Below are 12,992 nucleotides of genomic sequence, written 5' to 3' on the forward strand. Positions count from 1 at the left end.
AAAGTTTTGTATTTTTGCTTATAGCGTTTATAAAATTTAATATTGTATTTGAATATTATTTTTGTATTGACTTTTAAAACTCAAGGTTTTAATATTAAAAACCATTAACTTTTTAATATGAAATTATTTTTATTTTTGTCCCTTTTATTGCTTTTTTGTCCTAAAATTATTTATAATATTTTTACAAGAGGACTACCATTATGAAAAAAGCTAATATATTAAATTTAATACAATACCATATAGAGGAAAATGATATAGCATTTAGAAAAGAAGCATACTTAATAGCTGAAGAATTTTATAGAATGCATGATGATGAACTAGGTGAATATATTTTTTCAATGTTGCGTGGTGCTAACAATTTTGTGCCTCAATTAATGTCGGACATAACAATTCCTTTTGCTGAAAAAGTTCAATTACAAACAAATTTAGAACCACTTCCCCTTCCAAAAAAAATATCCGAAGACATTAAGGGGATAATTAACGCAATAAATCGTAAAGCTTCAATAAATAAATTTTTATTTCAAGGCCCTCCAGGAACTGGTAAGACAGAAAGCGTGAAACAAATAGCAAGAATATTAAACCGAGATTTATTTATTGTTGATTCAAATAATATTATAGATTCTCATTTGGGACAAACTGGAAAAAACATTTCTGAGTTGTTTTCTGCAATCAATAATATTTCTTATCCTGAAAAAGTTATTATTTGTTTTGATGAAATAGATGCTCTTGCTTTAGAACGTATTGACCAAAAAGATGTTAGAGAAATGGGCAGGGTAACTACAAGTATTTTAAAAGCATTAGATAGTTTAAATGAAAATATTATTCTTATAGCTACAACTAATTTATTTAAACATTTTGATAGAGCATTAAGCAGAAGATTTGACTTAGTTTTAAATTTTAATAGATACCAAAGAGAGGATCTTATTGATATCAGTGAGATTATTTTAAAACACTATATTCAAAAAGTTACAAACATAAAAAGCGAGCTTAAATTATTTAGAAAGATTATTTCTTTAATGGATGATATTTCTCTCCCAGGTGAATTGAAAAATATTATTAAGTCAGCAATTTATTTAAGCGATCCTAATTGTGAATATGATTATTTAAAAAGACTATATAAACAAATTACTAACGATCCATATGATTTAAAAAAGTTAAAAGAACACAATTTTACAGTTAGAGAAATTGAGATATTAACAGGCATTTCAAAAAGTAGTGCAGCCTTGAAATTAAGGGGAAAATAATATGAATTCGTTATTAGTTTTAAAAGGGGAATTTGATTCAAAACCTAATCCTTTAAAGCCAGGTATTCCAAAATTAAGTGGCCAAACGCAGTTGAAATTAGATCATATTAAAATGCTACTAGGTCAATTAAACAATGTTTATAACTTTTGAAAAAAACAAACTTTAAAAATTGATGCTTTAATAAATGCTAAATACTATTCAATAGCTGCAAAAAGTAAAAGAATAACTAAATTATTTTACTCAACAATAAAAGAAAATAATAATAAAATAGTTGGTGTTAGTTTGATTGATGATTATGAAAATAGTAATGCAAAACAAAAACATTTAATAACATATTACATTGAGAAAAATATTCTAAAGAACGCAATTAATAAAGTCTCGATAATAGTTGATAAGCTGGAGCAAAATAGCATTAGCATTATCACAAACGATTTAATAGATCAAATTTGAAATGGACAAATTGACATATTAGCAAATGATTTTTCTAGAACCCAATTTTGCTCTATAATTGTTGACTTGTCACACATTGAAGAATTTAATGTTAAAACTACTCATATCAGTTTAAAAAATGAAAAAATAGTAACTTTATATGATATTAATGTGGATATAATCAAATTATTAAAAGAACTAGACATTCATTTTAATATATTACATAGAATTGATAAAAATACATTTTATTTAGACAGTGAGCCTTACAATTTATTAAAAGAAAAAGCGCCATTTCTAATATCAATGTCTGTTGAAGATCTAAATGAAATTGATTGAAAATATAATGATTATAACTTAGCTTCGAATAATGGTGTTTTAACTATACCAGATCCCACAATAGAACCTATTGTTGGAGTTATAGATACAATGTTTGATAAAAGAGTTTATTTTTCAAAATGAGTAGAATTTAAGAAAGAAATTTCAGATGAAATATCTCTATCACAAGAAGATTATGATCATGGAACAGCTGTAACTTCTATTATTGTTGATGGACCATCTTTTAATAAAGAATTAGAGGATAATTGTGGCAGATTTAGAGTACGACATTTTGGTGTTGCTAAAAAAGGGCGAAATAGTACTTTAACTCTTTATAATAAAATAAAAACTATTGTTGAAAGTAATAAAGATATTAAAGTTTGAAATTTATCCTTAGGTTCAGATTTGGAAATTGATAAAAATTCAATATCAGTTATGGGTTATTTATTAGATGAGTTGCAATATAAAAATGATGTAATTTTTATAGTAGCTGGAACTAATAAAAAAATAGATGAATCAGATTCAAAAAGAATAGGATCTCCTGCAGATTCCATAAACGCAATAGTTGTAAACTCAGTTGATGATAAGGATAATCCTACAAATTATTCTAGAAAAGGGCCTGTTTTACACTTTTTTAACAAACCGGATGTAAGTTATTATGGTGGCACCAAAGATAAACCAATAACAACTTGTACAGCCAATGGTGCTTATGAAATTTTTGGTATTTCATTCGCAGCGCCATGAATAACAAGAAAAGTTGCTTATCTTATTCATAAATTAAAATTTTCAAAAGAAGAAGCTAAGGCTTTAATAATTCATTCTGCAATACCTAGCATATATGATAGCAATATAGTTGGATATGGTGTAGTACCTAAAAAAATAAATGATGTTATTGAATCTAAAAACCATGAAATTAAAGTACTTTTATCATCTTATACAAAAGAATATCATACTTATAACTATGAATTTCCAGTTCCTATTCAAGATAACGCTTTTCCATTTACTGTAAAAGCAACGTTAGTCTATTTTGCTGATACCAATAGAAATCAAGGTATTGATTACACTAAAAACGAGCTAGACTTTCAGCTTGGGTCAATGCAGAAAGACAATGATAGTTTAAAAATAGTACCATTAAATGAAAATAGACAATCTTATCATGATGAAGGCGTTTACATTAATGAGCAAGAGGCGAGAAAAGAGTTTTCAAAATGAAACACAGTTAAAATTATAGAAAAAAATGAAACCACCCCTGGTGGCAAACCTAGAAAGCCAATAAAAGTGAACAATAATCTTAAATTTTGAGGCATAAGAATAACAAAAAAAGATAGATTAGACATTGAAAATAAAGAAAAAATAAAATTTAGTGTTGTAATAACACTAAAAGGCATAGATAAAACAAAAAACCGTTTAGAAAATTTTATAAGTCTATGTCAGTCTAGTCAAAGATGATATGTTAAAAAAGTTAAAATTGATAATGAAATTAATATTTTTTCTAAATCAAATGAACAAATAGAATTTAATTCTTAAAGTTATTAAACATTTTTTGAACTCCCAATCCAGATTAAAAAGTAACGGAATGGGGGTTTTTGTGTTTAAAAAAATAGTTTAAAATTCAAATTTAAAACTGTAAAAGAAACCTAAAAGTTATGAAACAAAAAGCAATTACTATCATCAAAACATAATATTTCACTTTCAACCATATGAAAATGAGTAAAAATTTTGATATGTTTGGAATAGATTGACTTATTAATAAGGATGAAATTTATTAATGAGTTCTTTAAAATAATCTAGCAAAAGCAATGCAAAAAATATTTTTAGCCTACAACAAGTTTCAACATTTTATTATGAACAGAAAAAACATAGCTTATAATTGTATTTAGCCAAGTTTTTTGCTACAGAATTTATAAACAACAGCAGTATTTAAAAAAATAAAAATCTGCTTTTGGTTTATTTTTTCTAATGTATAATAATATTGCTTTTTAAACACTAGCCAAAAAAAGCGGAGAAGTAGCTCAGCTTGGCAGAGCGCTACGTTTGGGACGTAGTGGTCGCAGGTTCAAATCCTGTCTTCTTCACCATGGGGGATTAGCTCATTTGGCTAGAGCGCCTGCCTTGCACGCAGGAGGTGGTGGGTTCGAATCCCATATCCTCCACCATTTTTATGGCGTTGTAGCTCAGTTGGTTAGAGCATTCGGTTCATACCCGAAAGGTCAAGAGTTCGACTCTCTTCGACGCTACCATTATATGGAAAACGTATCTAACTGAAGGACCTATAGCTCAACGGTTAGAGCAACCGGCTCATAACCGGTTGGCTACTGGTTCGAATCCAGTTAGGTCCACCATGGGTGATTACCCAAGTCTGGCTGAAGGGACTAGTCTTGAAAACTAGCAGGGGCTTCACGGCCCGCGGGGGTTCGAATCCCTCATCACCCGCCATTTGTTCTTTTTAACTAAACTTTTATATCGCGGAGTGGAGAAGTTGGCATCTCGCAAGGCTCATAACCTTGAAATCGCTGGTTCGAATCCAGCCTCCGCCACCAATATGGTCCAGTGGTAAAGTGGTTTAATACGCCTCCCTGTCACGGAGGAGATCGCGGGTTCAATTCCCGTCTGGACCGCCATAATGGCTCTGTAGCTCAGTAGGTAGAGCAACGGATTGAAGCTCCGTGTGTCGCTGGTTCGATTCCTGCCGGAGCCACCATATCAAATATGCCCGAAGGGCTTTTTTTATTGCTTTTTTAGCCCAAAAATATACATTTTTAAGTAAAATACTATATATATTTATTGAGGTGTATATGAAAACTAAATTTATTTTTACAACTGGTGGTGTATTAAGCGGACTTGGAAAGGGCGTAACTGCTGCCAGTGTTGGTAATCTTTTAAAAGCGCAAGGATTTAATATTTTTGTACTTAAGCTTGATCCATATTTAAATATTGACCCAGGTGTTATGAACCCTTTGGAGCATGGCGAAGTTTATGTTACTAGTGATGGGGGAGAAACTGATTTAGACTTAGGCCACTATGAAAGATTTATTGGCATAAAGTTAACTAAAGAATCTAACTTTACTACAGGAAGAATTTTTACAAGAATTTTGGAAAAAGAGCGTAGAGGCGACTATAATGGTAAAACCGTGCAAATAGTGCCTCACGTAATTGATGAAATTATTTCAATTATTTTAAATTTAGCTAAGCAAAAAGATCCTGATTTTATGCTTATTGAAATTGGCGGAACTGTTGGTGACTTAGAATCTAGTCCATACATTTATGCAATTTCAAAATTTGCTAGCTTGTATCCTGAAAATGTGATGTTTTCTCACTTAGCTTTTGTGCCTTATCTTTCAGCATCAAATGAATATAAATCTAAACCTAGCCAAGTTTCAATTTCAACACTAAGATCATTTGGAATTAATCCTAATTTATTATTGCTTCGTTCACAAGAAGGCATTGACACATCAATTATTCAAAAAGTTAGTGCTAATGCTTTTATGAAGCCTGAAAATGTAATTAACATTCCTGATAAAGCAAACATTTATGAAATTCCTTTATTTTTAGAATCAAGCGGCATATTGCAAATAATTTACAATCACTTTAAAATAAATAAGCCTATTAACTATGAAGCTAATGCTCCTTGAAAAGAATTTGCTAATAAATATGTTTCAAAAAGATGCAAGCCACTTAATATTTTATTAGTTGGCAAATACACAGGCTTAGAAGATGCATACTTATCAATTATTTCTTCACTAAAGATTGCTTCAGCTCATCAAAATATCGAATTAACCTATAAATTAGTCGATTCGGAAAAGATAACTGACAAAAATATTGCTTCAGAATTAAAGGGCTATGACGGCGTAGTTATTCTACCTGGCTTTGGACTAAGAGGATTTGAGGCAAAAGTTAATTTAGCAAAATATACACGCAATAATAAAATTCCTACTTTAGGAATTTGCTTAGGTTTTCAAGCAATGACAGTTGCACAAGCTAGAATGATGGGTATTTTAAATGCTACTAGCAAGGAATTTGTAGATGAATCAAAAGAGCAAGAATTTGTGCTTACACCATTTTATGAAAATGGTGATTTAATGAATATTGGCGGAACGCTAAGACTAGGTGAAGATAAAATTAAGGCAAAAGATGGCACACTTGCACAAAAAATTTATGGCTCAGATGCATTTTATGAGCGTCACCGTCACAGATATGAAGTAACTGATAAATACAGAGTGCTTTTAGAAGACAAAGACTTTGTTTTTTCAGGAACTCATCCTGAATTAAATGTTGCTGAAATATGCGAAGTTAAAAATCATCCATTTTATCTAGGTGTACAATACCACCCAGAATTTACAACCCAAGTGCTTAGATCAAACCCTTTGTTTGACACATTTTTAGCAAAAACCTGAGAGAATAAGCAAAACAAATAAATATTAACTAAGCTCACTTACTAGTGTGCTTTTGTTTTTATGTATAAAAAACAAAAATAATTAATTAATCCTTTTAATACTATAAAACAGCCACAGCGGTCAATATTAGTATTTTTATAAAACCCAAGCCAACATAATTTAAATTAGCATAAAACGAATTTTTTATATAATACATAAACTTATGCTAAGTTTATAATCTAGTTTTATTATAATAATCAAACTTATATTTATTCTAGGAGCAATATGTCTGATATAGATTACAAAGAAACGCTAAACATGCCAAAAACTAATTTTGAAATGCGTGCAAATCTTACTACTAAGGAGCCTTTATTTAGAGAAAAGTGAGAAAAAGACAATTTGTATGCTAAGGTTTTAGAAAAAAACAAAAATAATACTCCATTTGTGCTTCATGATGGCCCGCCATATGCAAATGGTAGCATCCACATTGGTCATGCGTTAAATAAGATTTTAAAAGACATTATTGTTCGTTATAAATCAATGCGGGGTTTTTACTCTCCATATGTTCCTGGTTGAGACACACATGGCTTGCCAATCGAATTAAAAATGCTTACTGATGCCAAAATTAATTACAAAGTTATTTCACCTATTGAATTAAGAAAAAGAGCGTCAGAATATGCTGATATTCAAATTGAAAATCAGATATCACAGTTTAAGAGCTTGCAATTATTAACTGACTTTAAGAAAATTTACAAAACTAAAGAACCTAAATTTGAAGCTGTTCAGTTAAAATTATTCAAAAAAATGGTTTTAGATGGCTTAGTTTATAAAGGTCTTAAACCAGTTTATTGATCACCATCAAGCCAAACAGCTTTAGCTGAAGCTGAAGTTGAATACCATGATGTTGATAGTCCTTCAATTTATGTTGCTTTAGAAATAATGAACCAAAATGGCTCTCAAAAAGTCAAAAACGGCGATAAGTTAGTTATTTGAACCACAACTCCATGAACTTTATTAGCTAATGCAGCAGTTGCAATTGGTGAAAATTTTGTTTATTGTAGAGTTGAGCACAATAACCAAGGATATATTGTTGCTAAAGAATTAGCTAATAAATTTATTGAAATAAGCAAACTTGATAATGCACAAATTAGTGTTGATTTTAACGCTAATGAATTAATAGGCATTAAGTACAAAAGTGTGTTAAATGATTTAGTTTGTCCTGTTGTTATTGGACATCATGTTAGTTTAGAAAGTGGAACCGGATTAGTTCACATTGCGCCTTTATTTGGAGAGGATGACTTTCAAATTGGAACAGCTAATTCATTAGAAATGATAATGCATGTTGAAGATGATGGTGTACTCAATGAAGCAGCTGGTAAATATAAAGGCACATTTTATGAAAAAGCTAATGCGCAAATTTTTGACGAATTAACTAGTAAATCAGCCTTATTAGCCAAAGGGACAATCAGACACTCGTATCCACACGACTGAAGAACTCACAAACCTATTTTATTCCGTGGCACTCCACAGTGATTTGTTTCAATTGATAAAATTAAACAACAATTACTTAATGAATTGGAAAGCATAAACACTTATCCTGAATGAGCCAAAAAGCGTTTAGTTAACATGATAAGTGAGAGAAAAGATTGAACAATCAGCCGTCAAAGAACATGAGGTGTACCTATTATCATTTTTTATGATAAAGATGGTAAACCAGTTATTAATTCAGCTATATTTGACTATGTTATAGACTTAGTGGAAAAATATGGCACTGACATATGATGAGAAAAAGAGGCTGATGAATTATTACCTGAAGAGTTTAGAAACAATGGCTATACTAAAGAAATGGACATTATGGACGTTTGATTCGATTCAGGCACTACTTCACTTGCAGTTGAAATTGATGAAAAACTAAAGCCCCCATATGATTTATATTTAGAAGGCAGTGACCAGTATCGTGGTTGATTCAATTCATCATTAATAAATTCAGTTGCTTATACACACAAAAGCCCATATAAACAAATTGTTAGTCACGGATTTGTTTTAGATTCAAAAGGCGAAAAAATGTCTAAATCTAAAGGCAATGTTGTTGATCCGCTTAAAGTTATTAAAAAATATGGTGCTGACATTTTAAGATTATGAGTTGCTAATGCTGAATATACAAATGATGTTAATATAAGCGATGAAATAATTAACCAAAACAGTGAAATTTACCGTAAGATTAGGAACACAATTAAGTTCTTGTTAGGTAACCTAAATGGCTATGAATATGATGAATCGGTCAAAAGGACTGGTGTGCATCAATACATATATAATGAGTTAGAATCAATTAAAGAAAAAGTATATAAAGCTTATGATGAATATAATTTTTCTAGTGTTATAAAGACAATAAATAAATATGTTGTTGAGTTATCAAGCTTTTATTTAAACATAACCAAAGACATTTTATATGTGCATGAATTTGATTCGAATGAAAGAATGATGACACTAGCAAACTTTTATGATATAACTAACTTTTTAATTAAAGCGATTGCCCCTATTATTCCAACTACTGCCGAAGATGCCTATATGCACTTTTATAAAAAAAATAAATTAGAAAGTATTCATTTAGAGAATTTTGATATAGTTAAGCCATATGATTCTAATGTTTTAAAAGAGTGAGAAGAGTTTTTTAGTCTTAAAGACGAAGTTAACTTACTATTAGAAAATGCTATTAAAAGTGGCTTAATTAAAAGAACTAATGAAGCTAAAGTGACAATTAAAAATCCTAGTGAAGTAATTAAAGGATATGATTTTAAGCAGTTATTAATGGTAGGCGCAATTGAATTTGGAAATGTATCAAAAGTAGAATCATTTAAGTCCGAAAAATGTAATAGATGTTGGAACCATTTTTCACCTGCTCAAATTAAAGACAATTTATGCCCATTATGCTATAAAATAGTGCAAAAAGTAAACGGAAAGTAATATGAGACACAAAAAGGAAAATAAAGAAAATTTTGTTGAAAGAATGAAAAACCACTTTAAATCTTGGCAAGTATATATCAATACAAATTATTTGACAATATTACTCAAATATGCCATATTTATAGTGACTTTCGCAATTTTACTAACCATTGATCAAGTAACTAAGGAAAGCTATTTTTATTCAATTCCTGATCCTAGTTCTTCTTCTGGTTTTCAAGGAGATAGATCAATAGTATTTGACTATGGAATAATTGGCTTTAGATCAGTTGCCCATCATGGTGTTACTATTTTTTCAAGATTTGGCCAATTATCAACGGCTGCATTTAATTTTATTCACTTTACTAGCATACTTTTATTCCTTTTCTTGCTAACAGTGCCGCTTTTTGTAAAGTCAAATCTAATGATTATTCTATGTGCAACAGTTGCAGCTGGCGATATTGGTAATTTTATTGACAGAATGAGATTTAATAACACAGTTAAAGACATTATATTTTCTCCATTTATCGAAAAGTGAACAAACAGAGAACTAGGTACATTTAATTTTGCTGATACATACATTGTTGGTGCAGCAATCTTGATGGCTATTGTTATGTTGGTTAAAACTTTCTTATTGCCAAATAAAGAAGACTTATATGAAGAAAATATGGTTAGCGAATTATTAGTTGACCCAGTTGTTTTAGAGCAAGCTAATGCTGCTAATCAAGCAAGCAACGCACGACAAAATGAGGCTTAGGCCTTTTTTATTTTGCTTTTGTTATAAATTTAGTCAACTTTACAAAAAGTGCTATAAATAGCCCAAAATCAGCCTAAAATATGAATAATTCCACATTTAAATACTTAATTCTGCATTAGTTTTAAAATATATATTTAGATAATTAGTTACTAATTATTTCATTTTCTTATAATGAGGTTTTAAATGAAGGCAAAAAAATTACTATGAGGAATAGTGCCATTAGCTGCCCTAGCACCATTAGCTGCTGTTTCTTGTGGAGATAAAAACGAAAATAACGGAAAAAATATAATTTTTCAAATAGCACATAGTAAGGATTGACCAATTGCTGGTGCGCTAACACCTTTTGTTGACTATTACAACAAAACATTTAGCAAAGACAAAGACTTTATTCCTGTTAAGATGTCATATAAGGAAGATCATAACATAGACAGTGAGTTTGGTCTTGTTAAAAAAGCAAAGGAAAACATTGAATCAGGCAATCTAAAAGAAGTGCCAAATATTATTTTAGGTTCTCAATCAGGCGCTTTTTTAGTTAATCAATACAAAAGATTAATGGATCTTAGTGATGCAGGAGTTAAAAAAGAAATTTTCAACCAAAGCATAGCTGAGTTACACACAATTTTATCCGGCCAAACAGATAAAAGCAAGGTTTACAACATACCTTTTGATAACGCTGACACAGATGCATTAGCATTTAATCTTGATGTTCTTAACTTTATGCTTGAATTAATACAAAAAGGTAAAGGAACAATTGACTGGAATGCTGATATTCCAAAAAGAGCTAAGGAAGCTGCAAAAAGTGGTGTTGGAAATGACTTACCAGAAAATAGTATTTGAAAAGCATTACAACTAGCAAAAGATGATGCTTTCAAAGACTTTAAAGTTGACGAAAACACCTTTAAATCAATGGATAAAATAAGAGAGCTAGCTGTTAAATTCCAAGAAGGAACCAGGCTAGATGAAGGTAAAGTTAATGCTGACACCATCACTGGTGAAGTTTTATCAATTGACTATCATACACAATCATTTTTTAAAGAATTTAAATCTAAAATTGGCAAAGATGATGTTATTTGAAAACTAGTTTTAACTGGTGATCCAAAAAAACCAACCCGTGTTGAATACAACTTGCCAAATAATGAAACTTATGTAAAACATTTTAAAGATCTATATGAAACATATACTAAATCAGTAAAAAGACATGAAAAGAAAGTTGGAGCCAACAATAAAGTATTTTCATCAATTAAGTATGTGAATCATTCGAATGAATGAGGTTCATGAAATGTTCGTGAATTCAAGAGTGCTATTAGTATCCTAGCTAGCGTCGGTACAAATCAAAGAATGATTTCGAAAATATCTAAAAAACTATTTTCAAAAACAAAAGACGGCAAACCTATTCCTGGCTTTGAAAAAAATAATGCTAAATTTGAAGATGTATACTTATTGCCACAACTTACATTAATGTCTGAAGGCAAAGATAAAATATTTGCTGAAGGTGGTTCAAGTATTTTAGCTGTTGATACATCTGAAAATCTTGATACTTCTAATGCTATAAACAAGGCAACTAAGAAATTCTTAGCTTGATTATACACAGGCAAAAACCAATACTATGGTCATGAAGAAGAGAACTGAAAAACATTTGCTAAATTATCAGGATACATTATTCCACTTAGTGGCGTAATTAATGACAATAATGAAAAGCAAATTAAAGATGAAATTGAAAAATTACTTAAAGAAGTAAGAGAAGTCGAAAAGAAAACTAATGCAACTGAAAAAGAGAAAACAGAAGCTGAAGATAAGTTTTTTATTCTAAACAACCTAAGAAGTGCGCTTGTTTCACTTCAGTCAATTTTAAATCTTGAAAAAAATAAGACAACAGTTCTTACTAAGCCATCAGTAACAGACAATGCAACTAGCCAATTTGCTGGTGCATTAGATAGTGCATTATATTTATCATCTGCTCATGATGGACAAGCAATTAAAAATGTTGATGAGTTGCTAAATCAATTCAAAGTTTATATTAGTCAAGAACAAAAATAAAGACTAAATAGGCTACCAAAAAGAAACAAAAAAAGTAAGCAAAACAAATGTTTAAACTGCTTACTTTTTTTATGCAATCATATATAATAAATATGCATTTTTTAAAGATGCTAAATAAATAAATATTTTTCTTATCATAAATATTTTTTTGTTATATAATAATAAGGCTTTATGTAAAAAAGTAGTTTGCCGATTTAGCTCAGCGGTAGAGCAGCTGGCTGTTAACCAGTTGGTCACAAGTTCAATCCTTGTAATCGGCGCCATTTATGGTCTGTTGGTGAAGCGGTTAACACACATGGTTTTCATCCATGCATGCACGGGTTCGATCCCCGTACAGACTACCATTTTGGAGAATTAGCTCAGTTGGGAGAGCATCGCCCTTACAAGGCGCAGGTCGTGGGTTCGAGCCCCTCATTCTCCACCATGCCGCCTTAGCTCAGTTGGTAGAGCAACTGACTTGTAATCAGTAGGTCGTAGGTTCGAGTCCTATAGGCGGCACCAAAATTTGAGCGCGAGTGGTGAAATTGGCAGACACGATAGATTTAGGCTCTATTGCTTAACGGCATGAGGGTTCGAGTCCCTCCCCGCGCACCAAAATTCTCTTTATACTCTACGAAGAGTTTTTTTTTACTCCTTTTATTTGTTCGTTATTTGTTTTATATTCGTTTAGACAATAACACACGTTTCTCCTTTCTTTAGATTTCTAAGCATTGTGCATTTTTTCCATTTTACCTTTCTTATGTTTTTTTGTCCAGTGTTTCTTAGTGTGTTATTGATTCTTGTATAACAAAATATCTCGTATATTTTTGCATTATTTTAATTCGAATTTTTTTATTTTTATTCTATTAATGATCATAAATGGGAAAAGGGACGCCTTTTTCCCATTTTTTTCCTTT

The 12,992-nt window shown here is 30.5% G+C and carries 6 protein-coding genes and 13 tRNA genes; all 19 read left to right on the forward strand.

The window, feature by feature from the left end; all coding sequences use genetic code 4:
• The first annotated feature begins 200 nt into the window (after window positions 1-200).
• Window positions 201-1,244 (forward strand): ATP-binding protein, encoded by a 1,044-nt coding sequence (locus MAGA_RS01105; RefSeq protein WP_013021867.1) that lies wholly within the window; start codon window positions 201-203, stop codon window positions 1,242-1,244.
• Window position 1,245: 1 nt separating this feature from the next.
• Window positions 1,246-3,516, forward strand: coding sequence for a S8 family peptidase (locus tag MAGA_RS01110; RefSeq protein WP_013021868.1), 2,271 nt, complete (start codon window positions 1,246-1,248; stop codon window positions 3,514-3,516).
• 474 nt (window positions 3,517-3,990) lie between these two features.
• Window positions 3,991-4,067: transfer RNA gene (locus tag MAGA_RS01115), tRNA-Pro, on the forward strand.
• 1 nt (window position 4,068) lies between these two features.
• A tRNA-Ala gene (locus MAGA_RS01120) sits at window positions 4,069-4,145 on the forward strand.
• A gap of 7 nt (window positions 4,146-4,152) precedes the next feature.
• Window positions 4,153-4,229, forward strand: a tRNA-Met gene (locus MAGA_RS01125).
• A gap of 26 nt (window positions 4,230-4,255) precedes the next feature.
• A tRNA-Ile gene (locus MAGA_RS01130) sits at window positions 4,256-4,331 on the forward strand.
• Between the two features lies 1 nt (window position 4,332).
• Window positions 4,333-4,425: transfer RNA gene (locus MAGA_RS01135), tRNA-Ser, on the forward strand.
• A 28-nt stretch (window positions 4,426-4,453) separates the two neighbouring features.
• A tRNA-Met gene (locus MAGA_RS01140) sits at window positions 4,454-4,529 on the forward strand.
• A gap of 4 nt (window positions 4,530-4,533) precedes the next feature.
• Window positions 4,534-4,610 (forward strand) — tRNA-Asp (locus MAGA_RS01145).
• A gap of 4 nt (window positions 4,611-4,614) precedes the next feature.
• A tRNA-Phe gene (locus MAGA_RS01150) sits at window positions 4,615-4,690 on the forward strand.
• Between the two features lie 94 nt (window positions 4,691-4,784).
• Window positions 4,785-6,404: a CTP synthase gene (locus tag MAGA_RS01155; RefSeq protein ID WP_013021869.1), complete on the forward strand. Its 1,620-nt coding sequence runs from the start codon at window positions 4,785-4,787 to the stop codon at window positions 6,402-6,404.
• 243 nt (window positions 6,405-6,647) lie between these two features.
• A complete protein-coding gene (gene ileS, locus MAGA_RS01160; protein ID WP_013021870.1) occupies window positions 6,648-9,326 on the forward strand; it encodes an isoleucine--tRNA ligase in 2,679 nt (892 codons plus the stop codon).
• Between the two features lies 1 nt (window position 9,327).
• Entirely contained in the window at window positions 9,328-10,059 is a 732-nt protein-coding gene (locus MAGA_RS01165) for a signal peptidase II (protein ID WP_013021871.1), read from the forward strand.
• A gap of 183 nt (window positions 10,060-10,242) precedes the next feature.
• Window positions 10,243-12,096: a P68 family surface lipoprotein gene (locus MAGA_RS01170; RefSeq protein WP_013021872.1), complete on the forward strand. Its 1,854-nt coding sequence runs from the start codon at window positions 10,243-10,245 to the stop codon at window positions 12,094-12,096.
• 188 nt (window positions 12,097-12,284) lie between these two features.
• Window positions 12,285-12,359: transfer RNA gene (locus MAGA_RS01175), tRNA-Asn, on the forward strand.
• Between the two features lie 5 nt (window positions 12,360-12,364).
• Window positions 12,365-12,440: transfer RNA gene (locus MAGA_RS01180), tRNA-Glu, on the forward strand.
• Between the two features lie 4 nt (window positions 12,441-12,444).
• Window positions 12,445-12,520 (forward strand) — tRNA-Val (locus MAGA_RS01185).
• Window position 12,521: 1 nt separating this feature from the next.
• A tRNA-Thr gene (locus tag MAGA_RS01190) sits at window positions 12,522-12,597 on the forward strand.
• A gap of 8 nt (window positions 12,598-12,605) precedes the next feature.
• A tRNA-Leu gene (locus tag MAGA_RS01195) sits at window positions 12,606-12,690 on the forward strand.
• Window positions 12,691-12,992 lie beyond the last annotated feature (302 nt).

Source organism: Mycoplasmopsis agalactiae (genome assembly GCF_000089865.1).
Taxonomy (GTDB): Bacteria; Bacillota_I; Bacilli_A; order Mycoplasmatales; family Metamycoplasmataceae; genus Mycoplasmopsis; species Mycoplasmopsis agalactiae_B.